Origin of the sequence: Mesobacillus thioparans, assembly GCF_965138835.1 — a bacterium.
Lineage (GTDB): Bacteria > Bacillota > Bacilli > Bacillales > Cytobacillaceae > Mesobacillus > Mesobacillus thioparans.
The window spans coordinates 647,474-673,665 of record NZ_CBCSFH010000001.1; the positions used below are offsets into that span (position 1 = coordinate 647,474).

27 protein-coding genes are annotated in these 26,192 nt (G+C 44.1%); 11 read left to right on the top strand and 16 right to left on the bottom strand.

The genetic code is table 11. The features are described from left to right. The first annotated feature begins 123 nt into the window (after nucleotides 1-123). Complete coding sequence (locus tag ACNAZ4_RS03315; protein WP_415812750.1) at nucleotides 124-816, top strand: Crp/Fnr family transcriptional regulator; 693 nt, start codon at nucleotides 124-126, stop codon at nucleotides 814-816. Nucleotides 817-933: 117 nt separating this feature from the next. Here ACNAZ4_RS03315 and ACNAZ4_RS03320 read toward each other — a convergent pair whose 3' ends face one another. From ACNAZ4_RS03320 to ACNAZ4_RS03335, 4 genes are all read right to left on the bottom strand, one after another. Next, a complete protein-coding gene (locus ACNAZ4_RS03320) occupies nucleotides 934-1,650 on the bottom strand; it encodes a YwiC-like family protein (RefSeq protein ID WP_415812751.1) in 717 nt (238 codons plus the stop codon). A gap of 187 nt (nucleotides 1,651-1,837) precedes the next feature. Beyond that, on the bottom strand, nucleotides 1,838-2,260 hold the full coding sequence (locus ACNAZ4_RS03325; protein ID WP_415813003.1) for a respiratory nitrate reductase subunit gamma: 423 nt from the start codon (nucleotides 2,258-2,260) through the stop codon (nucleotides 1,838-1,840). Between the two features lie 143 nt (nucleotides 2,261-2,403). After that, nucleotides 2,404-2,922, bottom strand: a complete 519-nt coding sequence (gene mobB, locus ACNAZ4_RS03330) for a molybdopterin-guanine dinucleotide biosynthesis protein B (RefSeq protein WP_415812752.1) — start codon at nucleotides 2,920-2,922, stop codon at nucleotides 2,404-2,406. Continuing rightward, the gene (locus tag ACNAZ4_RS03335; RefSeq protein WP_415812753.1) at nucleotides 2,916-4,181 is read right to left on the bottom strand and encodes a molybdopterin molybdotransferase MoeA; all 1,266 of its coding nucleotides are present in this window, start codon (nucleotides 4,179-4,181) and stop codon (nucleotides 2,916-2,918) included. Before ACNAZ4_RS03335 ends, mobB begins: the two co-directional genes overlap by 7 nt. 222 nt (nucleotides 4,182-4,403) lie before the next feature. Here ACNAZ4_RS03335 and ric point away from each other — a divergent pair, with 222 nt between their 5' ends. Then, complete coding sequence (gene ric / locus ACNAZ4_RS03340; RefSeq protein WP_415812754.1) at nucleotides 4,404-5,102, top strand: iron-sulfur cluster repair di-iron protein; 699 nt, start codon at nucleotides 4,404-4,406, stop codon at nucleotides 5,100-5,102. Nucleotides 5,103-5,158: 56 nt separating this feature from the next. Here ric and cls read toward each other — a convergent pair whose 3' ends face one another. From cls to ACNAZ4_RS03355, 3 genes are all read right to left on the bottom strand, one after another. Beyond that, nucleotides 5,159-6,670 (bottom strand): cardiolipin synthase, encoded by a 1,512-nt coding sequence (gene cls, locus ACNAZ4_RS03345; protein ID WP_415812755.1) that lies wholly within the window; start codon nucleotides 6,668-6,670, stop codon nucleotides 5,159-5,161. A 147-nt stretch (nucleotides 6,671-6,817) separates the two neighbouring features. After that, a complete protein-coding gene (gene moaA / locus ACNAZ4_RS03350) occupies nucleotides 6,818-7,834 on the bottom strand; it encodes a GTP 3',8-cyclase MoaA (protein WP_415812756.1) in 1,017 nt (338 codons plus the stop codon). 245 nt (nucleotides 7,835-8,079) lie between these two features. Beyond that, nucleotides 8,080-9,579 carry a nitrate/nitrite transporter gene (locus ACNAZ4_RS03355; RefSeq protein ID WP_415812757.1) on the bottom strand — a complete coding sequence of 500 codons (1,500 nt, stop codon included), beginning with the start codon at nucleotides 9,577-9,579 and terminating at the stop codon, nucleotides 8,080-8,082. Nucleotides 9,580-9,912: 333 nt separating this feature from the next. On the opposite strand from ACNAZ4_RS03355, the gene ACNAZ4_RS03360 reads away from it, so the two are divergent. Next, a complete protein-coding gene (locus ACNAZ4_RS03360) occupies nucleotides 9,913-10,611 on the top strand; it encodes a Crp/Fnr family transcriptional regulator (protein WP_415812758.1) in 699 nt (232 codons plus the stop codon). 99 nt (nucleotides 10,612-10,710) lie between these two features. Here ACNAZ4_RS03360 and ACNAZ4_RS03365 read toward each other — a convergent pair whose 3' ends face one another. The 3 genes from ACNAZ4_RS03365 to ACNAZ4_RS03375 all read right to left on the bottom strand — a co-directional run bounded on the left by ACNAZ4_RS03365 (nucleotide 10,711) and on the right by ACNAZ4_RS03375 (nucleotide 13,168). Beyond that, complete coding sequence (locus ACNAZ4_RS03365; RefSeq protein ID WP_415812759.1) at nucleotides 10,711-11,835, bottom strand: TIGR04053 family radical SAM/SPASM domain-containing protein; 1,125 nt, start codon at nucleotides 11,833-11,835, stop codon at nucleotides 10,711-10,713. Nucleotides 11,836-12,012: 177 nt separating this feature from the next. After that, the gene (locus ACNAZ4_RS03370; RefSeq protein ID WP_415812760.1) at nucleotides 12,013-12,324 is read right to left on the bottom strand and encodes a metal-sulfur cluster assembly factor; all 312 of its coding nucleotides are present in this window, start codon (nucleotides 12,322-12,324) and stop codon (nucleotides 12,013-12,015) included. Nucleotides 12,325-12,400: 76 nt separating this feature from the next. Beyond that, nucleotides 12,401-13,168 (bottom strand): prolyl oligopeptidase family serine peptidase, encoded by a 768-nt coding sequence (locus tag ACNAZ4_RS03375; protein WP_415812761.1) that lies wholly within the window; start codon nucleotides 13,166-13,168, stop codon nucleotides 12,401-12,403. 214 nt (nucleotides 13,169-13,382) lie between these two features. On the opposite strand from ACNAZ4_RS03375, the gene ACNAZ4_RS03380 reads away from it, so the two are divergent. From ACNAZ4_RS03380 to ACNAZ4_RS03390, 3 genes are all read left to right on the top strand, one after another. Continuing rightward, complete coding sequence (locus ACNAZ4_RS03380; RefSeq protein WP_415812762.1) at nucleotides 13,383-14,201, top strand: Cof-type HAD-IIB family hydrolase; 819 nt, start codon at nucleotides 13,383-13,385, stop codon at nucleotides 14,199-14,201. A 300-nt stretch (nucleotides 14,202-14,501) separates the two neighbouring features. After that, a complete protein-coding gene (locus ACNAZ4_RS03385) occupies nucleotides 14,502-14,654 on the top strand; it encodes a hypothetical protein (protein WP_198528153.1) in 153 nt (50 codons plus the stop codon). Then, the gene (locus tag ACNAZ4_RS03390) at nucleotides 14,655-14,846 is read left to right on the top strand and encodes a DUF3813 domain-containing protein (RefSeq protein ID WP_415812763.1); all 192 of its coding nucleotides are present in this window, start codon (nucleotides 14,655-14,657) and stop codon (nucleotides 14,844-14,846) included. A gap of 41 nt (nucleotides 14,847-14,887) precedes the next feature. Here ACNAZ4_RS03390 and ACNAZ4_RS03395 read toward each other — a convergent pair whose 3' ends face one another. Next, a complete protein-coding gene (locus ACNAZ4_RS03395) occupies nucleotides 14,888-15,679 on the bottom strand; it encodes a BsuPI-related putative proteinase inhibitor (RefSeq protein ID WP_415812764.1) in 792 nt (263 codons plus the stop codon). 18 nt (nucleotides 15,680-15,697) lie between these two features. Next, nucleotides 15,698-16,540 (bottom strand): YitT family protein, encoded by an 843-nt coding sequence (locus tag ACNAZ4_RS03400; RefSeq protein WP_415812765.1) that lies wholly within the window; start codon nucleotides 16,538-16,540, stop codon nucleotides 15,698-15,700. A gap of 128 nt (nucleotides 16,541-16,668) precedes the next feature. On the opposite strand from ACNAZ4_RS03400, the gene ACNAZ4_RS03405 reads away from it, so the two are divergent. After that, nucleotides 16,669-17,529, top strand: coding sequence for a DegV family protein (locus ACNAZ4_RS03405; RefSeq protein ID WP_415812766.1), 861 nt, complete (start codon nucleotides 16,669-16,671; stop codon nucleotides 17,527-17,529). Nucleotides 17,530-17,592: 63 nt separating this feature from the next. Continuing rightward, nucleotides 17,593-17,724, top strand: a complete 132-nt coding sequence (locus ACNAZ4_RS03410; RefSeq protein WP_125478228.1) for a DUF3941 domain-containing protein — start codon at nucleotides 17,593-17,595, stop codon at nucleotides 17,722-17,724. Between the two features lie 20 nt (nucleotides 17,725-17,744). Here ACNAZ4_RS03410 and ACNAZ4_RS03415 read toward each other — a convergent pair whose 3' ends face one another. Beyond that, entirely contained in the window at nucleotides 17,745-18,608 is an 864-nt protein-coding gene (locus ACNAZ4_RS03415; RefSeq protein ID WP_415812767.1) for a CvfB family protein, read from the bottom strand. 151 nt (nucleotides 18,609-18,759) lie between these two features. On the opposite strand from ACNAZ4_RS03415, the gene ACNAZ4_RS03420 reads away from it, so the two are divergent. The 3 genes from ACNAZ4_RS03420 (at nucleotide 18,760) to ACNAZ4_RS03430 (ending at nucleotide 22,570) form a co-directional block, all read left to right on the top strand. Further along, nucleotides 18,760-19,251 (top strand): YajQ family cyclic di-GMP-binding protein, encoded by a 492-nt coding sequence (locus ACNAZ4_RS03420; RefSeq protein ID WP_415812768.1) that lies wholly within the window; start codon nucleotides 18,760-18,762, stop codon nucleotides 19,249-19,251. Nucleotides 19,252-19,569: 318 nt separating this feature from the next. Beyond that, nucleotides 19,570-21,222, top strand: coding sequence for a CoA-disulfide reductase (locus ACNAZ4_RS03425; RefSeq protein ID WP_415812769.1), 1,653 nt, complete (start codon nucleotides 19,570-19,572; stop codon nucleotides 21,220-21,222). A gap of 481 nt (nucleotides 21,223-21,703) precedes the next feature. Then, nucleotides 21,704-22,570 carry an SDR family oxidoreductase gene (locus ACNAZ4_RS03430; protein ID WP_415812770.1) on the top strand — a complete coding sequence of 289 codons (867 nt, stop codon included), beginning with the start codon at nucleotides 21,704-21,706 and terminating at the stop codon, nucleotides 22,568-22,570. A gap of 36 nt (nucleotides 22,571-22,606) precedes the next feature. Here the strand turns inward: ACNAZ4_RS03430 and ACNAZ4_RS03435 are convergent, their stop codons facing one another. The 3 genes from ACNAZ4_RS03435 to ACNAZ4_RS03445 form a co-directional block, all read right to left on the bottom strand. Then, nucleotides 22,607-23,641, bottom strand: coding sequence for a LacI family DNA-binding transcriptional regulator (locus ACNAZ4_RS03435; protein ID WP_415812771.1), 1,035 nt, complete (start codon nucleotides 23,639-23,641; stop codon nucleotides 22,607-22,609). 104 nt (nucleotides 23,642-23,745) lie between these two features. Then, nucleotides 23,746-25,278 carry an alpha-amylase family glycosyl hydrolase gene (locus tag ACNAZ4_RS03440; protein WP_415812772.1) on the bottom strand — a complete coding sequence of 511 codons (1,533 nt, stop codon included), beginning with the start codon at nucleotides 25,276-25,278 and terminating at the stop codon, nucleotides 23,746-23,748. A 71-nt stretch (nucleotides 25,279-25,349) separates the two neighbouring features. After that, a complete protein-coding gene (locus ACNAZ4_RS03445; protein WP_415812773.1) occupies nucleotides 25,350-26,192 on the bottom strand; it encodes a sugar ABC transporter permease in 843 nt (280 codons plus the stop codon).

The following is a 26,192-nucleotide window of genomic DNA, read 5'->3' on the forward strand; positions in this document are numbered from 1 at the left end:
AATTATTAACAATATGTGAACATTTCACAATTGGATTGATGATTTTGTATGATTTACAATATAATAATATTAGTATCAGATACGGACGGGTGTATAAACTCCCCTTTAAAAGGTGGTATTCACATGTTGACGGCTGCAACCTTGTCACCAAATATGAATAGGCTGTTTGAAAAAGTCCATAAAATTAAAAATATCGATAAAGGAAGCTTCCTTTTTGAAGAGGGAAATTCTGCGAATGAGTTGTACATCATCCAGAGCGGTAAATTCCAGATCAGCAAAATGATTCCCGACGGGCGCGAGCTGACAATCAGAATGTGCTCTGCCGGTGAACTGGTTGGCGAGTTGACATTGTTCAGTCCTGCCTCGCAGCATATACTGAATGCCAGGGCTTCTGAAAGCGGAAGTGTTGCGGTCATTAAGAAGGACCAGCTCGAGGATGAAATCTCAAAGGATAGCGCATTGGCGCTGGAACTCGTGAAGTGGCTCTCTCTCCAGCATCGCAAATCGCAAACAAGGTTCAGGGATCTGGTTCTGCATGGAAAAAAAGGTGCATTATACTCAACACTGATCCGACTAGTGAACAGCTTTGGTGTGAAGACCGAGGACGGGCTGAAAATCGATGTTTCTTTGACAAATCAGGAACTTGCAAACTTCTGCGGCACATCACGAGAAGTCGTGAACCGATTATTGAGCGAGCTCAGGAAACAGGAAATTATCACCATCGACAAAGGGTATATAACCATACATGCGCTACATCGCCTGAAACGTGAAATCGACTGCGAAAACTGCCCGATTGAAATATGCAATATCGAATAAGAAAAAGCACCAGTGCTTTAGTAAGCCGACAAGTGCTCGAGCTTTTTTATTACAATCGAATTTAAATTCTATATCACCTAAAGAAAGCCGCCAGGATCCTGGCGGCTTTCCTTTCATTTACAGGATGGCGAAAAGCATGATGATGAAAAACAATGCTGCGTTCACGATTTCATAGATTCCCACCTGCATGACACTAAGCGGCCTGCCGTAAAATCCGACGGCTCTGATCAGGCTTGGCACTGCCGCAACGGCGACAATCGCTTCTCCGGCTGCCAGCCACAAAACCGGGACCAGCAAATGATAGGTCCAGGAAATCCATTTGAATTGATGGTTCTTCTTTTCGCGAATCATCGTTTTCACATAGAATGTGCTTCCTGTGAAAAATAGAATACATGATGCAAAAACGAGAACACTCTGCTGATTGATTTCTGCACCAGGCAGATAACTGCTAGCAAGACCAGCGATGGAAAAAACAATGGTTGCACTAAGATCATTCATCAGTGCCCTGTCTTTATTTTTAGCCGAGAAATAGGCATTAAGGATGAAGAATGGAATCATCGCAAATCCGAAGAACATGATCGATGGAGTCGTGAATAACGGGACCATTAAAAACACTAATGATGGGACTATATAGATCAGCGCCCATTTACGATAAAACGGGATTTTCTTTTTCTTGAACATCAACAGAAGCGGATATGTTCCCAAATATAGTAATAGCCACCCAATGAAGAACGGGATATGCTGCCAGACGATCTCACTTGCCGCTGTTCCAAGCCAGAAAGGGATAATCAACATCGCCCAGGCTCCATGCTGTTTTGGCATAAATAAATTCATGAATGAACACTCCCTTTTGGTTCCTGCCTTAACTATAAAACAGCCGGAAGATTCCATAAGTGAAACACATCACATTTTGGAGGCTCTGTATTCAACTGACACCGAACTGTCAAAAAGGAAGCCAGAAATTAAATAAGCTGCATGCCATCAGGTGAATTTGAAAACCAATGGCGTGCAGCTCAAGAGTTCATCCTCTTTTTTCATATTGAAGCTTCAGATAGATTTTCTTCAAATATTGATGTGGCTTAAAAAGGTAGTAAATTTCCTTTGTAAATGCCAGACTTAACAGGAATAAGAACACAACGACAAAATGGATCTTTGAAAGAACGGAAATTTCCAGGATCAAGCTTATATCTGGCTCCAGCTGTGCAAGACTGATCAGCCATCTCAACAGAAGGACTAGTTCATCTGCCATGCTGCTCGAAAGCACGATCGCAAGACCGGTCGCTGTACTCGCGGCCATCATGACTTTTACCACCAACAGAAGGAACTTTCCTGCTGTTGAGCGTGACTCCTCACCCCTTGACGCATCATAACGCCAGACTATGCCCATTCCAACTATAGCAACTACCGTATAAGGGTAGACAATCCATAAAAACATCTGATGCATTTCCACCGCTCTCACCTCACACAAATTACACAAACTTCGAACCTCATTAACATTCTAACTGCGCAAGTGTGAAGTGACAGTGATAAAAGTCGCCCATCCTAACAAATTTGACATAAAAACAGGCGGAAAGAATTACTTTCCACCTAAACTTGCTTGAAGATATAATCAAGAACCCAATTAACTCCTCTGTCATCGTCGATTTGAAAAACAGGATAGGAAAGTTCTTTCGCCAGATCTGCCAGTTTCTGGTCACGATAAAAGACTAGCTTGATATTGTCAAGAACGTCCAATAACTCTAAATCTTCTTCGTCCCTCAGGATGACTGCTTTGGGATAGCCCTCTCTTTTGTAACCTTCTATCAGGATGACATCTGTCTTGAAGCAGGATAAAAGCTCTATTTCTTCAGCCAGCGACCATTTTCCGTTTTCGGCATGAAGAACGAGCCTGCCTCCCCCCTCCACAAGGGAGACGGCGGCGCCAGCGCTCATATGCCGGCCGGAATCCTTTTCCTCGACAATATCCGGCTTTCCTCCATGTCCATGATGCTTGACCGTTGCAACCTTAAGGCCTGCTCCAGATAGTTGCTGAATCAAACTGAGGCTGAGTGTCGTCTTCCCGCTGTTCTGGTATCCCGCCACCTGGAATAGAACTGGTTTTACCAAGGCCAGTCACTGCCAACATGATCCTCGAGCATCAGGACCTCAACCTCAGTTCCTTCTTCGAAACCTCTTGTCCCGCCCGGGAGAATCATGAGTGAATTAGCGCCCGCCAAGCTCATGATGATATTCGACTTATCCAGACCACTCGGTGTTACTGCCAGCTTCCCGTTTTCGATTGTCAGGGCACTCCTGACAAATCTTGTGAATGGATTTGCTTTAGGGAAATTCGCATCCAGAATCGCCATTTCTTTCCTGAGGTGTGGTTTATCGGTGAACAGCATCGTCCTGATGATCGGCCGTGCGAACAATTCGAATCCCACGTAGCAGGCAGATGGATTTCCAGAAAGGCCAAACAGCAGCTTGCCATCAAGCTGGGCCACAGTCGTCACGCTTCCCGGACGCATCGCAACTTTATTGAACAATACTTCCGCTCCAAGCTTTGCATAAATTTCCGGCAAATAATCGTAATCCCCTACCGAAACTCCTCCTGTCGTAATGAACAGGTCCACTTCCTCCACCGCTTTGCTCACAGCATCAAAACAAGTGTCAAAGTCATCAGGCAGCTGACCGAAATATTTAACTTCAGCTCCCGCCCGAAGGATTTGCGCAGAGATCATATAGGAATTGCTGTTGCGGATTTTTCCCGGTTCAAGCGGCTCATGGACATCAAGCAGCTCAGTTCCGGTGGCATAAAGACCGATCACCGGTTTTTTCGCAACAGGGACCTGGGCATAGCCAAAAGTCGCCAGCATCGCCTGGATTCCAGGATTGATGAACGTGCCTTTTTGTACAAGCACCTCCCCTTCCTTTGCATCCTCGCCGCGATAGGAAACATTGTCTCCTTTGTTATGCTTGCGTTTCGTCTCCATATACTTCTTACCATCACGCTCGATTTCCTTTGCAAGCTCAAGCATGACCACGGCATCGCCGCCGACTGGCATCTGGGCACCAGTCATGATCCTGACAGCCTGGAAAGGACCCAGTTCCTTATCCGTAAGCATCCCTGCCCCAATATGGTCCACAACTTCAAATTCCACGGACTGGTTTTGTGAAGCATCCGCTGAATCGACTGACCTGATTGCATAGCCATCGTAAGGCGCCCTGTCAAAATGCGGAACATCGCTGGTCGCTTTCAGGTCCTCTGATAAATAGCGTCCGAAACTTTCATTTATTGAAACATATTCAGTGGAGCCATTCTTCTTGTGCTCCATTACTTTCTTGACTGCCTCTCCGATCGGGATAGGGTTCCTTTTTTCTAACATATAATCAGCTCCTATTGCAGGCTTAACTTGTTTGATTACCCTTTTCATTATAAGAGTAATGTAAAATTGAATACATAACAAACCTCACAGTATTCTCTCATAAAAACTATTAAAAATATGTAGATTTTTTGTGAAGTGTGATACACATCACCAAGTAGTAACTACATTTCCTTTATGCTGAGTATGTAAACAGTATAAATTTTATAATGGAGGTTCTTAAAAATGAACATGCCTTTTGATCAACATTCACTAGTTAAAGATATTGTCAATATATTTCCTCAATCCAGTGATTTATTCAAGAAAAACAGACTCGACTTTTGCTGTGGCGGCAACCGTCCGCTATCAGAAGCAGCGATGGAACAGAACCTTGATGTTCCTGAGTTGATGATCCAGCTTGAGGAGCTATACAGAAAGCATAATGGCACAGCCGAAAACATGGAGGTATGGACCGAAACAGACTCAGAAGAATTGATCGAGCATATCAAGAATAAATACCACCGTGAGCTTGAGGAAGAACTGAAAATGCTAAGCCCATATGTAACCAAAGTAGCGAAGGTCCATGGTGAACGCCACCAGGAATTAGGGAAGGTATATGAACTCTTTTATGCTTTAAAGACGGAGCTTTTGGAGCATACCGCAAAAGAAGAAGCCACAGTATTCCCGCTGCTTTTGGAACTTGAGAGTGCTGACGATGAAAAGCGTGCTGGAATCATTTCCGAAATCAAGGAATTGGAAAAAGAACATGATCACGCAGGCTCAATCCTGAAACAATTGCGCGAAATCACGGAAGATTTCAATCCGCCAATCGATGCATGCGGAACATACCGTTTAGTCTACAAGCGACTTGAAGCATTGGAATCACACACATTCATGCATGTACATCTTGAGAATAATATTCTATTCCCGAGGTTCATTGCCTAGGAAAAAGTACAAAAAAATGGCCCCATCATCACGATGGGGCCATTTTTCTGATTCGCCTATAGTGCACCTGAAAACAGACGGGCAAAAGATTCTTTCGTTCTTTCCCAAAGTCCTCGTTTATGGTATTGGACTGCGCTGATTTTCTCTGAATCCTCAATGTCCGCTTCATAATGCGCCACGAGATCCCTTATGGAACTTGTACCAAGCAGGAAGACATTCACCTCAAAGTTCAGATGGAAGCTTCTCATGTCCATATTAGCCGTTCCGATTGATGCAATATTCCCGTCGACAATGATGACCTTCTGGTGCAAAAACCCTTTTTTATAAGAGTAAATTTCCGCTCCATTCCGCAGAAGTTCCGAAAAATAGGAACGGCTCGCGTATTGGGTCAGATAACTATCATTTATTTCCGGCACCATGATCTTTACTTCTATTCCTTTGGCCGCGGCAACCCTCAATGCCGTCCGGATCGCTTCGTCAGGAACGAAATAAGGAGTGGCAATCCAGATTGACTTCGTTGCACAGGACATCATTGTATAGTAAAAATCACTCATGATCCCCTGCTGCATGTCCGGCCCGCTTGGCACTACCTGGATCGCCCCATCCAGTTCATCGCTTTCATGCAGCTTTTTCTCGGCCACATGGTTCTCAAGGACCCTTTCACCGCTGACATATTCCCAATCCAGCAGGAAGACATTGTGAAGAGTATAGACAGCTTCTCCTGTAAGCATCATATGGGTATCGCGCCAGAAACCCATCTTTTCATCTTCGCCGAGATATTCCACACCCACATTCAATCCGCCGACAAATCCGATTTCCCCATCAATGATGACAATTTTCCGGTGGTTCCGGAAATTGAATTTTTGATTGAAGAACCCGTATTTAAGCGGTGAAAACGGCGCTGCCTTGACGCCTGCATCCTGCATTTCCTTTAGGTCAGTCGCGGCAATCTTCATGCTGCCGGCAGCATCGAACATGAATAAAACCTCAACACCATGCCTTGCTTTTTCTTTCAGGATGTCGATGATTTCCCTACCAAGCCGGTCAGACCTGAAAATATAGTATTCCATATGGATGAATTTTTCCGCTTCCCGCAATTTCTTTTTCAATTCCGAAAAAGTCTCATCGCCATTCTTGAGGATTTTTGCTTTAGAAGCGGTCGTAATCGGACTTAATGCCGAATTCTTTGCATACTTGGCAAAGCAAAGCTGATTTTCGTTCAAGAAGGAGAGATCCCTCGCCTCTTCATTCCTCATCAGCTTTTCCCATTGGTCGCGATCCCTGGTCCGCTTGCTTTTATACAGATACCCTTTTAAATACAGCTGCCCTGAGAATAAGTAAAAGAAATACCCGGCAACAGGGAATAAAAGCATGACGTACATCCACATCAGTGTGTGCTGTGCCGAACGGTTCTCCAGCATCAATGAATAGATGCTGACAAACAGGATCAGGGAGTAAACTGCGATTGCCGCAATTTTAATTGCCTGGCCGTAGCCAGTGAAAAAGATAATATAAAGACACGCCATTAAAATAAATACAAATATAAATTCAATTCTTCTTTTTAGCATCCGGCATCTCCAACTAATTTTATCGTAGTTCATGTATACCCATAAACCTTTTGGTTGGAAACATAGTATACCCAAAATACAGGGGCAGCTGATGATCCAGCCATGATAAAAAGCTAGAGAAACAGAAAAAGACCCCCGAAGGAGTCTTTAGCCGCCGATATAGGACATTTCGATTTTCTTTCTCTTTGCGACTGTTTCGGCTGTGCGTTCATCCGAATAACGGTCCGTTCGATGGTTCCAGATATCCGTGATTCGTTCGCGAAGTTCCTCATCACTAGCACCAGCACGCATGAAGTCACGGATATCATGGCCATTGCCATTGAAGAGGCACGTGAACACCTGGCCATTCGCCGATAACCGAGATCTTGTACAGCTGGAGCAGAAGGACTCAGAAACCGAAGAGATGAAGCCCACATTGATATCCGTACCTGTGTAACGGTACTTTTTAGCGACCTCACCATAATAATCAGGATCAACTGGTTCAAGTTCGTGGTGCTGACTGAGCATTCCATGGATCTGCTTTTTGGTAATGACGTCATCCATTTTCCAGCCGTTTGTGCTTCCGACATCCATGTATTCGATATAACGGAGCTCCAAGCCTTCCTTCTTACAGAATTCTGCCATCGGAAGAATCTCAGAATCATTCAGGCCTTTCTTGACGACCATGTTGATCTTAACGCCCAACCCAGCCTTTTTAGCCGCTTCGATACCTTTAAGTACCGGCCCTACTCCAACATTTCGGCCATTGATTTCGCCGAACAGTTCATCCTTTAAACTATCCAGGCTGATATTCACGCGCTTCAAGCCTGCTGCAAAAAGTTCTTCAGCGTACTTAGGCAGCATGACGCCATTCGTTGTCAGAGCGATATCCTGAAGTCCCTCAATCTGATTGAGCTTCTTGACAAGGATCGGCAAGTCTTTCCGCATCAGAGGCTCGCCGCCTGTGAGCCTGATTTTCTCAACACCCAGTTCAATGAACAATTTTGCTACTCTTTCAATTTCTTCATATGACAGCAATTCACTCTTAGGCAAAAATGCAAAGTCAGGCCCGAAAATCTCGGCAGGCATGCAATACTGACAGCGGAAATTACAGCGATCTATAACCGAAATACGCAAGTCGCGGAGCGGTCTATTTAATTTGTCCTTAATTATGCCTTTTACCATCTGTGTCAACTCCAATTATAGAAGTTTTGATTATTGACATTGTAACAGCTACAAATATTGTTAACTGTTAATATTCTCACAGTAACATCAATAGTCCTCTATTTAGAATAGTAGATTTTACCCTTATATATATATTACAACATAAAAACTGCCAGGATAGTGTTTTTATTGAGAAATGTCACTATGTTGTCATATTATCTAAATTAGAAGGCTGCATCAAGGGTTTGATGCAGACTTCATAAGGTCTATTTGTTTTTTGCAGGGAGCTCACTGAAGATGCCGACAAAGTTCTTGATTTCTCCTGCCTCATTTTTTACCGGACTGATGGTAAGCATTTCAGGATAAATGACTCCGTTCTTCTTTTTGTTCCAGATTTCCCCCTGCCAGAATCCAGTTTCATTAATAGATTTCCACATTTCCTTGTAAAAAGCATCCCCATGCTTTCCCGAACGCAGGACGCTCGGGTTTTTCCCAATGACTTCCTCAGCATTATAGCCAGTTACAGTGGTGAAAGCCTGATTTACCTTTTCAATCATGCCCTTCACATCCGTAATCATGATTCCTTCTGCTGTATGGTCGATGACATTTTTCGCAAGGCTCAATTTCTCCTGATAGTACATCCAGATGACGATGATCAGGCTGGCAAGCGCAATCTGTGACAGCGCCATGAAACCGATGGCATAATGTCCGGTCAGATTGAACAGGAAGGCCAGCATAAGCGGCGGGAAGAAGCCTCCCAATCCACCCATTGCAGACACGATTCCATTCACGATCCCCGCTTGTTTTGAAAAATACAGCGGCACAAGCTTGAAGACTGTGCCGTTGCCGACACCCGCACTGATCGCGACTGCGAGGCAGCCAATTGTATAAAGGGTCAGGGAAGGCGTGAACGAAAGCAAAATACCTGAAATGGTCATGCCGGCAAAAACAACCATCAAGATGACAAATGAGTTGAATTTATCACCCAGCCAGCCGCCAATCGGCCTGAAGAATGTAGCAAGGGCAATGAATCCAGCGGTCCTGATACCGGCATCTACCTTATCAAGCTCAAAATGTGACACGAGAAAATTCGGCAGATAAATCGTAAAGGCAACAAATGATCCGAATGTTAAGAAGTAAAACAGGCTCAATGCCCAGAGCTTCTGATTCCTGTATACACTTTTGATTTGCTCCCCGAGGGGCGTGGCAACTTTCGGTTCATTTTTGTCACCAAGAAAAAAGTTCAGCAGTGCAAATGCAGCCAAAAGCACCATGTAAAGCCTGACTGTCGACTGCCAGCCAATCTGTGATGCAATGACCGGTGCCGAAAAAGTCGTCACTGCAGTTCCCAGGTTGCCGGCCCCGTAAATCCCGTTCACGAATCCATGACGTTCTTTCGGATAATATTTCGGTAGGGAGGTTACGCCGACAGAAAAGATTGCCCCGCTTACCCCGACCAGCAAACCGCCGATCAGCAGGTCAATATAGGAATCTGCCAGACTGATGAAATATACCGGAAACAGCAGGAATGCGAAGCTGATGGAAAAAAGTTTTCGGGCCCCATATTTGTTTGTCCAGTATCCAATAGGGATCCTCAAGACCGAACCAAGGACGACAGGGATGGCCGTAACCATCGCGATTTCGTTCTCAGTCAGCATCAAATCCTCTTTAATGAACGGCATTAGTGCGGATAATATGACCCATACCATAAAACCGGCAACAAGACTAAGAGTTTGAAGCGGCAGTTGCTTTTTTTGTGTGCGCATGATTTTTCTCCCTTCTAGTTTTTTTGACGATTGTTGCTTAATTATATAAATCGTAAAAAAATCAAGGTCATTTCGATGTGAAGAACTTCACTCCTGTTTCTTTGTTCAATAAACTGTCACAGTTGTCTTCAAACATCAGAATCAACTGCGTTTTTTTACCGATATAATATAGCTAGAGTAACTTTGTTTCGAAAATGTGAACAAAACAAACGAAGAATGTGACGAGATTTTGACAATTCCTTATGCGTCATTAAGTTAACACTATCCGCATGTTATTATTGGTTCAATAACAAAAAGCCACGGATGATTAAATTTTAAAAAAGGGTGATGACCATGCCAAACACAACTAAAGTGACTCATTCAATAGAAATTAAAGAATTGCTCCAATTCGCGGACCGGACATTCAAAGTTAAGAAGGGCACATACTTGTTCCAGGAAGGCATGGAGGCAGAAGAGCTTTATTTGATTCTTGGCGGTAAGGTCCAGATAAGCAAAGTCACCCAGGATGGCCGTGAACTTGCCTTAAGGATTTGCGGGGAAAATGATCTATGCGGAGAATTGACCTTGTTTACAGATGCTCCGAAATATCTCCTTAGCGCATTGATCCTTGAAGATGCAAAAATTGCGGCAATCCGAAAAGATGTCATCGAGAAGGAGATTTTCCATAATCCATCCCTCGCATTTGAATTCATGAAATGGATGAGCGACCACTTCCGTAAGACACAGACCAAATTCCGTGATTTAGTGCTTAATGGGAAAAAGGGTGCGCTGTTTTCCACTTTGATCAGGATGACGAACAGCTATGGTATCCATAAAGATACCGGTATCCTGATTGACCTGCCGTTAACAAACCAGGAACTGGCTAATTTCTGCGGCACATCCCGTGAAAGTACAAACCGGATCCTCAACGACTTGAAGCGTGAAGGGATCATTTCCATTAAAAAAGGGAAAATCCTGATCCATGATGTAGATTACTTGCGCAAGGAAATTGGCTGCGAAAATTGTCCGGCGGTTTTCTGTTCAATCGATTAACATAAAAAGCGAGTGAAGCCGGGCTTCACTCGCTTTTCTATAATGAGGCAGCCCGCTTGTCGCGGAGCTGCTTTTTTTCATTCCTTTTCCCTGCTTTTGTTAGCTTTCCTGCTTTTGTTTTCTTAGCGCTTTCGGTATATACACGCAGAACGGTTCGCTCTCCAGGTAGTCTCCTGTCATTGCATATGCCCTTGAACGTGATCCGCCGCATACATGCCTGAACTCACAAACCCCGCATTTCCCTTTGTATTCATCAGGATTCCGCAGTGATTTGAATATAGGGGACTCCCGGTAAATTTCAGCAAGAGGCTGTTCCCTTACATTCCCCGCTTTGACAGGAAGCAGACCGCTCGGGTAGACATCGCCTGTATGGGATATGAATACAAACCCATTTCCATCATTCACGCCTTTTGGTGCCCTGCCAAGACCATCGATCGAACCGGTCAAGCCTTCGTTTGTCAGCGCCGTCAAGTAGTTGATTTCATCTGTATGGTCCTTCGCCTCGCGCATTTTTTGCTGTATGACAACCCGGCGATAGTGCTGGGCAGCTGTTGTTTTAATGTCGAACTTCACCCGTTTGCTCAAATCATAGAGCCACTGGAACACTTTCTCATGCTCTACAGGAGATATCATGTCTTTTTCCTGGCCTCGCCCTGTCGGTACCAGGAAGAAAACACTCCACAGCACACAATCCAAATCTTCTACCATTTTTGCCATCTCATCTAAATAGTCTATATTGTAGCGGGAAATAACAGTATTGATCTGAATCGGAATTTCAAGCTCATGCAAATACTTGATTCTTTCCATCGTTAGATCAAACGAGCCTGCAGTACCTCTGAAATGATCATGGACTTCTGCTGTCGGCCCATCAATGCTGAACGCCCAACGTGAAAGTCCGACCGCTTTCGCCTTTTCGATCGCTTCCTTCGTAACATTCGGCGTTGCACTTGGTGTCATCGATACACGGACACCCTTTTTCACAGCGTATTCGGCGATATCAAAAACGTCCTCCCTCATCAATGGGTCGCCCCCTGTGAATACGAGCATCGGATTATTCATTTCATATATTTGATCAATCAGCGCTTTTCCCTCTTCGAAAGACAGTTCACGCGGATCTCTTCTATATTGTGCCTCCGCACGGCAGTGCAGGCATTTCAACTGGCAGGCTCTTGTAAGTTCCCAAATCACAATGAATGGGTCTTTGTTAAAATCTCTATCAAACATATTGGCGCCTCCTTAAGTACTTCTATACAAGAAGTATATAAGTGTTACCAACATGGATAAGTGAACTAACTCACATAAATCATGGCCAATCTGTCTTTTTCTATGACAATTTTGTGACCTAGGTCTTTAAAACAAATAAAAAACAGCAGGAGATTTCCTGCTGTTTCGAAAGGCTGATTAATCTCTAACACCAAGTGCAATTTTCGCGTAACGTGACATCATGTCTTTTGACCATGGAGGATTGAAGACAATATTCACTTCTGTATCTTTGATTTCAGGCAGGTCGGCAAGTGCCAGTTTTACCTGCTCGACAATGGTGCCGGCAAGCGGGCAGCCCATTGAAGTCAGGGTCATCGTTACAGTTGCCAGCCCTTCCTCATTCAAATCAACATCATATACTAGCCCTAAATTAACGATATCAACGCCAAGTTCAGGGTCAACGACCATCTCAAGCGCACCCATCATGCTCTCTTTTAATTCTTCATCCATCGGTGAACACTCCTTTATTAATGCTTTTCCTGTATCTATCATAACAATGAATCATTCCCATTAAAAGCGGAAGGCATCAAATATGCTTTGCAAACCACTCTGCCGAAGCCTCTACACCAGCGTTTGATACATTGTGCCCAGCATGTTCATCTGTGATGAACTTAAACATCCCTACTGTACCCTCATAGTTTTTCCTGTTTTGCTCATAAAAATGATAGGCAGCTTCATACGGTACAACAGGATCCATCCGGCCATGCCAGAATAATAACGGACGATTATTCAGTTTTTCCGGCTGCTGGCTGAGGTCGTACTGTTTCAGCTGATTGAGCAAATCTGAAATTTCTTCCTTCGATATGTTGATTTTCACATTCCGCTTTTCCATTTCATTCAGCTGCCACAAAGCAAACTGCTCGTATGACGGATTCCCCATTAGACTGACACCAGCCGTGATCCACTCATACTTTGCCATCGCACCCAGAGTGGTGATCCCGCCCATCGATGTTCCGGCTACACCAATCCTGGTATGGTCAACGAGACCTTCTTCAACCAATTCTGCTTTGATCACGGAAAGCTCTTCGATGGAGGACATGACAATTTCCCAGAAATGGAAGCCAAGTTCTATCTCTGACAACCCCTCACTGCGGCTTCCATGGTATTTTGCCTCGGGCATGATCACTCTGAAACCTTTTTCCGCATAAAGATAGGCATAATGCATGTTTCGTTCCATTGTGCTTGTAAAACCATGCAGAAAAACAATCAGGGGCATTCTATCTGAAAATTGGTTTTGTTTTGCGATATGGAGAACGGGAATATGTTGAATGCGTTTCTTTTCGACTAAAATCACTGATTAAACCTCCAAATTGTGTGAACGGACCTTAAATTTTACCGCGCTTTAAACTATGTAATATGATTTATTTACAATTTAAATGTAAAATGGTTACCATAGTGGTTATAAGGATTAATTAACCACCATCCAATATATGTATTGTAGAACTCTTATGAAAAAAGAGCCAATCATACGCATAGGATTTAAAAAACAGAGAGAAGAAGGAGTATTTATGGCTGAAAAACATTTAATCGCTTTAGACCTGGACGGTACATTACTTACAGATGATAAAAAGATTTCCGAACGGAACAAACGCGTCATCAAAAAAGCTCGGGAAGAAGGTCATGTAGTGATGATCGCTACCGGGAGACCATTCCGCTCGAGTGAAATGTATTACCATGAGCTACAACTGGACACACCGATTGTCAATTTCAATGGAGCGTTCATCCACCATCCGCTTGACAGCAGCTGGGGTGTACACCACTCCCCACTTTCAATCGATGTTGCCAAGGACATTGTTGAAGCGCTCGATGACTTTAAGTTTTACAATATCATCGCCGAAGTGATCGATGATGTCTATGTGCATTACCATGATGAAAAATTGATGGACATATTCAACCTGGGAAACCCCAATATAACAACCGGTGATCTAAGAAGGTACCTTAAAACATCGCCGACCAGTATGCTGATCCATTCAGATGAGGAGCATGTTCGTAAGATCCGCGCCCACCTTTCTGAAGTGCATGCAGAAGTAATCGACCATAGAAGCTGGGCAGCACCTTTCCACGTCGTCGAAATCGTCAAAAACGGCCTGAATAAAGCTGTCGGATTAAAAAAGGCATCAGATTACTTCCAAATCCCTTCTGAACGAATCATTGCATTTGGCGATGAAGACAATGATTTAGAGATGCTGGAATATGCAGGCCGGGGCATCGCGATGGGCAATGCTGTTGACGATGTAAAAAATATCGCCAACGACATGACCCTGACGAATGAAGAAGACGGAATTGGTGTCTATTTGAACGACTTGCTCAATTTGAAAGCACTATAGAATAATATGAAGTGATTTGTCCGATAGGAATGAATACTATCGGACATTTTTGCTTTCCCTCTGCTTCCATTTGTCCGATAGAAGGGCTCTATCGGACACTTTTCCTGCCCTTTCCCTTCTGTTTGTCCGATAGCAAGGCTGGATGGAAATATCCATTCATTTTTACGGATAATAATTGCCTGAACCTGCCAAATCGAACCTGGTCCTATACCGAGTGTTTTTCCACTAAAAGAGCATACTATGACTGAAGCAGCCAGATTCGCTGTTTCAAAATTCGCTCGTAGATGGAGGGGTAAAACGATGGGTAAAAGCAATAAATCCAAGCGTTTTGTACAGCAAGGGGTAGATACTGTCTCCAAGCATTCTCAAAGAATCCCTTACCACACCACGTATGCCGAAGCTGAAGCTCAAAAGATGGCGAATGTCAGAGAGTCCTCTTTAGGGGGGATTTAAATGGGAAACAGGCTTTTTCAGGAAGCTAGGAAGGCTGTCCAATTAGCTCAGACTGCGGAGCCTGCGGAACAATCTGCAGCCATCAGCACAGCGAAAAATGCTCTATCTTCCGCATATGCCAATACAACGATGGCGGAAAAAGAGCAGCTGCGGTCATTCCAGGACGAGTTGAATTCAATTGAAAACCAGTAACAGCAAAAGCTGGCGGGATTCCCGCCAGCTTTTGTCTTGCATTATTTCCTTGGGACAAATCTTTCGAGCAATACTGGATACGTGTGGATGATTTCGCCTTCCTTGCTGCGTTCGTAAAGATTCAAAATGAGCGACCCGTTTTTGGGAAGCTTGCTTTCAGGTAAGGTAATCTCTATTGTAAAAGGAGTCCAGGCCGGATATTTTGAGTGTTGGACAATTTCTGTTTCAGCAATCAGCTCGTTATGCCCGTCCTCGACGGTATAGAAGAACTTCCCGTCGATTGGCCTCGCTTCCCCAAAAATTTTGTACGAGCCTTTGCTGCCTTCAGGATGGATGCCTTTAAATACCGGATTTTCACCTGGAATATACATTTGTTTTTTATCGGTCAACTGCTGTTTGTCCATAACAGCTTTTCCGTTGACGCTTATGGCTTTTACCTGGGCAGTGACTGTGTATTCTCCTTCTTTGACCCGGGATTCACCCTTTTTATAATCCCAGCTTTCCCGCCATTTAATCGACTCGTGCGGTTTCAGCTTCAGTTTTTCAAAAGCCTGTGCGAATGCCTTGCCCTCTGAAAATTGATAGACTGTATTCTTTTGGTCATCCTTTACGATGATTTCATACTTCTGTGAGGTTGGAAATTCAAAGACCAGACTTTCTTCGCCCAGGTTTTGCAAGGTGAGCTCAAACTCAGCATGTTCAGGACCGGCTAATGGGTCGATGTAAAAACTGAACTCCGACTGTTCAGGTGTCTGCTTCTCCTCCCCGATCGCCAGTGCCGGTGCAACGGCTATCAAAAGCAAAATGATCAACAAGCTGATTTTCTTCATCATAAACCCCCGTTCCTACTTTTATTCACGCCTGAAAAACCCGAAAATCCCGGCTGTCTCTACAATATTGGTGAAAGCATGTGGATCCACTTCCTTGATGATATGTTCAAGGTCATACAATTCATACCTTGTAATAACAATGATCAGCATTTCTTTCTGTTCCCCTGAGAACGCTCCTTTCGCAGGAAGCAAGGTAATGCCGCGGACAAGCTTATCATGGATGGCTTTCTTTAATTCATCCGATTTCTTGGTCACGATCATCGCTGTCAATTTTTCATGACGGGTATGGATTGCATCGATCACCCGTGTCGACACATAAAGAGCCACAAGTGTGTAGAGTGCATTTTCCCAGCCGAAGATATAACCCGCTGTCATTATAATGATGCCATTCAATGTAAAGAAATATGTACCAACCGGACGATCCTTCATGCGGGAAAGAACCATCGCAATAATGTCCATACCTCCAGTCGAAGCCCCCCATTTCAGGGTCAGCCCTACACCCAGCGCAGCAATGACTCCTCCAAAAACAGCATTCAGCAGGATATCACTCGATACTTCTTTTACAGGAAGGACTTCAAGGAAGAATGATGAAAGCAATACTGAAATGAAGCTATAGAAGGTGAATGATTTCCCTACTTTCATCCAGCCAAGAATCGTGACGGGAATATTCAACAGTAAAAGCAGGATTCCGGTAGATATATTAAATGGCGCAAATTCACCAAGTATGCTCGAAATGAGCTGTGCAATACCGGTAAAGCCGCTTGCATAAACATTTGCCGGAATTAAGAAGAAATTCAGTGACAACGCATTCAGGAATGCACCGATCACCACGATGATGATTTTTTTTGTTTCCAACCAGACCATGTAAATCCCCCTTTTTCTTTTCTATTCTTCCTGTACCCCTATTTTGCCGAAAATCACTATATTTAATTGTCTTTTTGCGATATTCCCGATAAACTATTATCATATAAGGTTGAAAGCAGGTGAAAGTGATGTCAGTAAAAATCATGGCTGACAGTGCATGTGATTTGCCATTGGATTTTTATGAAGAAAATGGCGCAATTTTATTCCCATTAAAAGTCCATATTGATGGATCAGAGTATGAAGATCTCAGAACAATCCAGCCTAAGCAAGTTTATGATTCCATACGAGCTGGCAACCTTCCAAAAACCTCACAGGCTTCTCCTGCTGGTTTTAAAGAAGTATTTACGGAATTGGCCGAGAATAAGCAGGATGGAATTTACATAGCATTCTCTTCTGAACTGTCAGGAACATATCAGACGGCAGTAATGATCGCCGAACAGGTTAAGGAAGAATACCCGGATTTTAACTTGTCGGTAATCGATACTAAATGCGCTTCCCTTGGACAAGGCCTTGTTGTCATGGAGGCAGTCCGCTTAGCTAAGGAAAACCACTCGAAAGAGGAAATTGTAAAAGCGGTGCAGTTCCATAGCGAGCATATGGAACATTTATTTTCCGTGGATGACCTCGATCACCTTGCAAAGGGCGGCCGTGTGTCAAAAGCATCTGCCTTTGTCGGCGGGCTCCTGAATATTAAACCATTGCTCAATGTCGAAGACGGCAAATTGGTTCCAATGGAAAAAATCCGCGGCAAAAAGAAGCTGTTGCGCAGGATCATCGAAGTAATGAAGGAACGCGGAGTGGCTTTTGAGGCACAGGTAGTCGGCATCAGCCACGCGGATGACCTCGAAACAGCAAATGAAATGAAGAAGATGATCACTGAAGAACTACATGCAAAAGATGTCTATATCACATCGATTGGTGCCGCCGTCGGTTCCCATACCGGCCCAGGGACTATCGCCATTTTCTTTTTAAATAAACAGCCATCTTAACTACATACTCCTTTCAGGTTTTAGGAAAAATAAAATGTACCTAACCTGAAAGGAGTTTTTATTATGCCGCATACATCTGATAACGATAAAAAAGCAAAAGACAACAATGCCCTTCGCCATGAAAAAAATATGATGCGTGAAAAGAACAGGAAGGCTGGCAAGAACGAATATTCCAAGAAGACAGATCATTTGTAAAAAAATAGAGCCAGCCGGCTCTATTTTTCTTTTTTATATGTCCAATTCTCTTCCTGATATACCTTGCCTTCCTTCATCAGTCTGCCCAATGCACGCTTGAAAGAGCCTTTGCTCATGCCGAAGCGTTCCTGGATATCCTCAGCCATGCTCTTGTCATGATAAGGCATTGCTCCATTCCTCTGATCAAGGTAAGCCATGATTTTCTCGGCATCTTCATCAAGAGCCTCCTGCTTACGCGGGAGCAGTGAAATATTGACGGAACCGTCCGGCTTTACATCGATGATCCTGCCTTCGACCTTCTCGCCGATCCGCGGTTCTGTAGGGCGCTGTGACTCATGGATAAAGCCTTTGTACCCTTCAGCGGTGATCATCCAGCTGCCAACCCTTGCTGTGCGGTAAACATAGCCGTGTACATTCTTATTGAAAGCACTTCTGTCGGCCGCAACAGAAATATCCTGGATAACAGGGTCTGTCGCCATCCGAGCGTATATCATATTACTGCGATTCACGCGGAGCGTTATATACAGCAAGTCCCCCTTTTGAGGCCAAACCGACCTTACAACCGGCAAGTCTTCCTCACCCAGCAGAATGTCTTTACTGATACCGATATCTAGGAATACTCCGAGTCCATCCTTGACATCGACAACCGATACCCACTCATATTGTCCTACTTGCACCTTAGGAATCTGTGTAGTGGCAGCCAGCCTGCCCCTTGATTCCACAAACAGGAATACCTCTACCTTATCCCCTTCTTCAAAGGTCCGGTCGGTATCATTCGAGTGGAGCAAGACATCCTCTTCTCCATCTGTTAAAAAATAACCGAAATCCACGATTCTCGCTACGGTCAGTTCCAGAGTCTGACCTGTATATTCATTCAAGGACATTAAATTCCCTCCTGCCTTGTTATTAACATCTTTTCTGAGTTACGCAAAGTTGTTTGAACTGCTATATTTTACTATAATGTAAGCAAAAGCGAAAGCGCCTGGACAATCAATGTCTCCGGCGCTGCCTAAAATACATAATCCGGAGGTAACCATGTCCAAAGAAAGCTCATTTGATATTGTATCCAAAGTAGAGATGTCCGAAGTCACCAATGCCATCAGCATAGCAATGAAGGAAATCCAGACCCGTTACGATTTTAAAGGAAGCAAAAGCGATATATCGCTGGATAAGGAAGAACTCGTCCTGATTTCCGATGATGAATTTAAGCTTGACCAGTTGAAGGATGTTCTATTCAGCAAAATGATCAAACGCGGGATTCCTGTCAAGAATCTCGACTACGGAAAAGTAGAGCGTGCTTCTGGAGGAACCGTGCGACAAAGAGCAAAGCTGGTACAGGGCATTGACAAGGAAAACGCAAAAAAAATCAACACACTTATTAAAAACAGCGGCCTGAAGGTCAAGAGCCAGGTGCAGGATGACCAGGTCCGCGTCACAGGGAAGAATCGCGATGATCTGCAGAAAATCATTGCTGCCGTCAAGGAAGCCGATCTGACTGTTGATGTGCAATTCGTGAATTATCGCTAATACCAAGGAAAAACTAAATAGGCTAACAAAAACGGACTTTGTTTAACATGGTCCGTTTTTGTTTTATATCCGACTGCTTTAGAAAGGAATTCCAATTGTTCATGAATGGTTCACAAACCACCTAAGGTATTATCCTATTTACACGTTAAAATGAATGTATATTATTTCGGTGTGACATTTATCTGTTTGGAATAAGGAATTTGAATTAACTTTCACAAATCCTTCACAAAGTTCTATTGGATTTTCCCTGTTTTCACGTTAATATACCAGTAGGGGTATAAAACACATTAATTTCACAACCGAAAGGATGACAATACAATGGGTAAAAAAATCGTAATCGTAGGCGGCGTAGCAGGTGGAGCAACTACTGCAACCAAACTTAGAAGACTTGATGAAAAAGCGGAAATCGTTCTTTTCGAAAGAGGAGAATTCATTTCTTTTGCAAACTGCGGACTGCCTTATCATATCAGCGGTGTGATTGAAGACCGCAAGAAATTGCTTTTGCAAACTGTTGAAGGCATGAATGCACGCTACAACTTGGATATCCGAAATTTTTCTGAAGTCACTGCAATCAACCGTAAAGAGAAAACTGTTTCTATCAAACATGTTCAAACTGGTGAAGAATACACTGAAAGCTATGATGTACTTGTTTTATCACCAGGAGCAAAACCAATCGTTCCTCCAATCGAAGGATTGAAGAGCGCAAATGTATTCACGCTTAGAAACATTCCTGATATGGATAAAATCAAAGCCTATCTCGAAGACAACAAACCAAAGAATGCAGTCGTGATCGGCGGAGGCTTCATCGGTCTTGAAATGGCTGAAAACCTGATCCATGCCGGAGTGAATGTCACTCTTGTAGAGAAGCTCCCACAGGTAATGGGTCCGGTTGATCCAGAACTGGCGGCAATCGTGGAAGATGAGCTAAGAAAGAATGGCGTTGAGCTGATCCTTGGCGATGGAATTACAGATGTACAGGAAAATGGCACAAAGGTTGTCCTTGAAAGCGGCAAAATCCTTGATGCTGAATTGATCATCCTGTCAATCGGAGTACGTCCAGAAAACAAACTTGCAGCAGATGCTGGCTTGGACCTTGGAGAACGCGGCGGTATCAAGGTAAATGAATATCTGCAGACTTCTGATGAATCCATCTATGCAATGGGAGACGCGATCGAAGTGACTGACTATATCAATGGCCAGCCTACGATGATTCCGCTGGCATGGCCTGCTAACCGTCAGGCACATATCGTCGGACACCACATCAACGGACGCAAAATCGCGTACCCTGGAACACTCGGTACTTCCATCGTTAAAGTATTCGAATTGACAGCAGCTACTACTGGTAACAGTGAAAAGCTACTGCGCAGAATTGGCATTCCATATGAAGTGGTCCATATTCACCCGCTCTCACATGCCGGCTATTATCCTGGTGCAGAGCAAATCTCCCTCAAAGTCATCTTTGACAGAGAAACAGGCAAGCTCTTCGGTGCACAGGCAGTCGGTAAAGATGGTGTCGACAAGCGAATTGATGTCATTGCAACTGCGATCAAAGGCGGATTGAGCGTCTATGACCTTCAGGAGCTTGAGCTTGCTTATGCACCACCATTCTCTTCTGCTAAAGACCCAGTGAATATGGCTGGTTACGTAGCATCCAATATTGTTGACGGTATAATTGAAACTGTCCAGCACTATGAGGTGGATGACCTCATCAAGGAAGGCGCGTTCATGATCGACGTCCGTACCGAAAAAGAACACGCACAAGGCAGGATTGAAGGCTCAAAGAACATCCCGTTAGATGACCTTCGCAGCCGTCTTGACGAGCTTCCAAAAGACGAAATAATCCTGATCACCTGCCAGGTTGGATTGAGAGGCTACCTTGCATCCAGAATCCTTCAGCAAAATGGATACAAAGTCAAGAACCTCACTGGCGGTTATAAGACATACTCTATCTTTAAAAACAAAATTCAGTAATAAATTGAAGCGGCTCCTTATATGGGGCCGCTTTTTAGTGAATAAAATTCCTGTCTTTTCGGCCGTCAGCGTCTTTACGATGGACAGAATTTTGCTTTCGCTCGGTGTTTTTGTCCATCATCCTCTTCATGACGGAATGAAATCTGTTCCTTCTCTGTGTTTTTGTCCATCATCATCTTCATGACGGACAGAAATCTGTCCCTTCTCGGTGTCTTTGTCCATCATTCCCTTCATGACGGACGGAAATTTGTTACTTCTCGGTGTTTTTGTCCATCATCCCCTTCATGACGGACAGAAATTTGTTCCTTCTCTGTGCTTTTGTCCATCACCGCCCTCACCAAGGACAGAAATCACTTCTTTTCCCCATTTCAATCCTTAATTAAGGGATTCCAACTCACCATGAAGGAATTTCCATGTTTTTTCTCTGGATTTTAAAGGAATTTAATAAGGGTTGAATCAAATAGAAGGAGTGACGTGTTTTATGGCTAACGAGAAGAATAAGCAGGGATTTCCGCCTCAGCATCAGGATCATCAGCCTGGTACGGAGCCGGAGATGAACCCTGAACCTAAATCTGTAGATGAAAATTATAAAGGATCCGGGAAGTTATCTGGCAAGGTTGCTTTGATCACCGGTGGAGATAGTGGCATTGGCAAATCGGTGGCCATCTATTATGCAAAAGAGGGTGCAGATGTAGCGATTGTCTATCTTGAGGAAAATAATGACGCTAAAACGACGAAGGAGCTTATTGAGGCGGAAGGCCAAAAATGCCTGCTGGTGGCAGGCGACGTAGGAAACGAGCAGTTCTGTGAGGAAGCTGCCAAGAAAACACTTGATGAGTTCGGCAAAATTGACATCCTTGTCAATAACGCTGCTGAGCAGCATCCGCAAAAAAGCCTGCTTGATATTTCTGCAGAACAGCTTGAGAAGACGTTCCGTACGAATGTGTTCTCGATCTTCCATTTGACTAAGGCTGTCCTGCCTCACCTTAAAAAAGGCAGCACCATCATCAACACTTCCTCAATCACGGCCTATAAGGGCCATGAGAAGCTGATTGATTACTCGTCAACAAAAGGTGCGATCGTTTCTTTCACGCGCTCCCTTGCCATGTCTCTTGCGTCACAGGGCATACGTGTCAACAGTGTGGCACCAGGTCCGATCTGGACGCCTCTTATCCCATCAACCTTCACGGCGGAGGAAGTAGCGAAATTTGGAACGAATTCGCCAATGGGACGAGCTGGCCAGCCGTTCGAACTAGCACCGGCATATGTCTATCTCGGTAGTGATGACTCCACCTATGTAAGCGGACAGACCATCCACGTCAACGGCGGAACGATTGTAAATGGATAAAAGAAAGAGGCAAAGCAGCGCTTTGCCTCTTTTCGCTTATACGAGTGTCTCTTTTGGACGGTCGCAGGAATATCTTGTAACAATTTTGAATGGGATAATAATCCGCTTGATTGGTTCATCCGGATTCTCGATCCTTTGAATCAGGCTCTTGGCTGCCTGGTATCCAAGATCAAAGATGTTGATATCGACGGATGTAAGAGGCGGTCTTGCCATCTCAGCAATCAAAACGTTATTGAAACTCACAATCGAGATGTCTTTAGGTACCACAATTCCTACTTCATCAAGCTTATTCAATACACCCAATGCCATCAGGTCATCGGCAACGACCATTGCTGTTGGAGGTTGCTCCAGTGATAACAGCATTTCGACCGCATCCTGCCCGCTTTCACGAAGGAATTCATTATTAATGATGTACTCATCAACTAATTGGATTCCTGAGTTTCTCAAAGCTTTTTCATAGCCTAGCAAGCGCTCCACTGTCACAACAAGATCGAGATTCCCGCCGATGAAGGCAATACGGTCATGGCCAAGCTGTATCAAATGCTCAGTCACTTCTTTTCCAGCTTTGAAGTTATCATTGTCAACATAACTGGTATTTTCGTCATCCTTGAACGGCTTGCCGATCACGACAAATGGAAAGTCCCGTTCTTTTAGATAGGAGATGACCCTGTCTTCTACCTTAGAGTATAAAAGAACCACACCATCCACTCTGCCACCCTGAACCATCGCGACAACACCATCGAAGATTTCATCGTCTGTCTTCCCTGTAGTCATGTGGAGAGCATATTGTTTGGCATGTGCCCCCTCACTCAACCCTGTCAGGACAGTGGGAAAGAATGGGTTCTGAAAGACAACATCAGTCGAGCTCGGCATGACAAGCCCTATTGCCCTGGTTGATTGGCTAGCAAGGCTTCTGGCGATAAAGTTTGGGTGATACCCAAGCTGGTCCATAACCTCCCTGACTCTTTCCTTCGTTTTTTCGCTGATCCTGGGACTATTGGCGATAACACGAGAGACAGTTGAAGGCGCGACATTTGCTACCTTCGCAACATCTTTTATAGTAACAGCCATTAAGTTCCCCTCCCTTTTGCCAGAAAAATTCCTTATCTTTATTATAAATGATTTGTCCAGTTTTTTTGCTTATTTTTTCAAGCCAAGTTTTGGACTGATTTTCCCTATTCTTTACTTCTCTTTCTTCTTTTAAAAAGAAGGAAAATGAAGCCGAAGAAGGCAACATATACAGCACCCATTGCCGCTATATAAGGTATGTTCAACCCTGTTTTCTCGGCGAGGACATAGATTTCTGCTTTTTCCCGTTCAAGAGCAAGGTTATACTCCCCATCCTTGCTCCTGACAAGGTCGTTCGCAAGCAAACCGCGCAATTCCTTGTCATCCTCAAGCTGATCGGCAGTCAAAGTGACTTGCTGGGTATTTGATGTATTATTGATGGCAATGACTGCTGTTTCATCCTGATAGGTGCGCTTGAAGACAGCCATTCCTTTCTTTTCGTAAAGAACTTCCAGATCCCCTCTTCTTAAAGAAGGCAGGTCGTTCCTAAGCTCACCAATTTTCGTGATATAATCAATCAATTCTTTATCTGCCCTGAAGCTCATTTGCCTGCGGTTATCCGGATCTTCTCCGCCATCAAGCGCTATTTCACTTCCATAATAAACAATCGGAATTCCAGGAGCAGTATACATATAGGTCAGCGCCATTTTCCATCTCGTACCTGGATGATTCCTGTTCTGTACCGCTTTCCTGGTGAAGCGGACCATGTCATGATTATCGATAAAGTTCCCCATCAGCTCGGGATTTTCATAGATTGCATTATTTCTTTTCGCCGTAGTCAATAGCCAGTCCAATGTCTGATCCGGTTTTTCAAAGGCCGTACGCAGCTGTTCATTCAATGGAAAATCAACAAAACCGTCAATCCCCGCCTGATCATATTTAGCGATATAATTTGGATCCTCCGACCATACCTCGCCGATCAGGTAAAAATCGTCTTTGACGCTCTTCACTTCTTTTGAAAAATCTTCCCAGAAATCAACCGGGACGTGGCGGACGGTATCAAGTCTGTAACCGTCGATATCCGTTTCTTCAATCCACCATTTAGCAGCATCCAGCAGATATTTCCTTGTTTCCGGGTTTTCCTGTGCTAAATCCGGCAGCCCATACAGCCAGTTATTCTCCAGCTCATCCTGGTTGTTCCAGTCAATGATATCCTGCTTTTCATGGAACCAGTCCTGCTTGGCAGGATCATTCACCCACTCATGATCAGGAGCGACATGGTTAACGACAAAATCAAGGATGATTTTGATATCGCGTTTGTGTGCTTCTTTTACAAGTTCTTTGAATTTGTCAACGCTTCCAAAGTGTTCTTCTGTATTATAGAAGTCCTTGATCCAATACCCATGGTAGCCTTTATCGGCATTATCAAAAACAGGCGTCAGCCAAATCGCAGTGAACCCCATATCCTTGATATAGTCCAATTCGTCAATGACTCCCTGGAAGTCGCCTCCATGATAAGCTTTTGGGTCATTCGCATCTACGTCGAAATCATTGCTATTGTCACCGTTGTTAAAACGGTCAACCATTAGGAAATAAATTGTTTCATCCTGCCATTTTCGTCCTTCTTTTTCAACTGCGCCTACTGGGAGGGCGTAAAAAAGAAGAAACGGAATCAAGATGAAGATGAACTTTTTTTTCATCTCCGCTCCTCCTCATAATTTAAGCAAAGGCCGAATTCGGCCTTTGCTTAAAAATTGTCTGCCCTAATAGATTATCCTTTTGTTCCGCCAGCCGTCAAACCAGAAACAAAGTATTTCTGGAATGACAGGAAGAGGATTGCGATTGGTACGGCAATCAGGACAGCCCCGGCTGCGAAAGTCGTGAATTGCGCACCGAACTGTTTGGCTACCATGTCGTAGAGTCCAACAGCAAGTGTGTACTTTTCTTCTGTCCTAAGCAGGATCCGTGCAAGGATGAAATCCCCGAATGGTGCGATGAACGCGAACAATGCTACAACCGCGATGATTGGAGTCGCTAGCGGCATGACAATCTGGAAAAAGATTCGCAGGTGTCCAGCACCGTCCATTTTGGCTGATTCATCGAGCTCCTTAGGGATTGTATCAAGATAGCCCTTCATGAGCCATGTGTTCATCGGGATTGCTCCTCCGACATACACAAGGATCAGGCCTAAGTGAGTGTCAAGCAGGCCAGTCAATAAAGCAAGGATGAAAATTGCGATCAATGCTGCAAAGTTTGGAATCATTTGCAGGATCAGGAATGTCATCAAGCTGTTTTTACGTCCGATGAAGCGATAACGTGAGAATGAGTAAGCTGTCAAGCTGACAAGGATGACAGTGAACACCATCGTCAAGACACTCACCTTCAGAGAATTCCAGTACCAGTAAAGGTAAGCACTTTGGTTCGTATCGAAAAGCTCCTTATAGTGTGAAAGGGTTGCATTTTTCGGGATGATGCTTGAACCCGATAAACTTTGCCCCGGATTGAAGGAGGAACCGACAATCCAGAGGAGCGGATAGATAATGATGGCAAACATGGCCAAAATCACAAGATATGTTAGTGTCAGTCTGATATATTTCTGTCGTTTGATACTCAT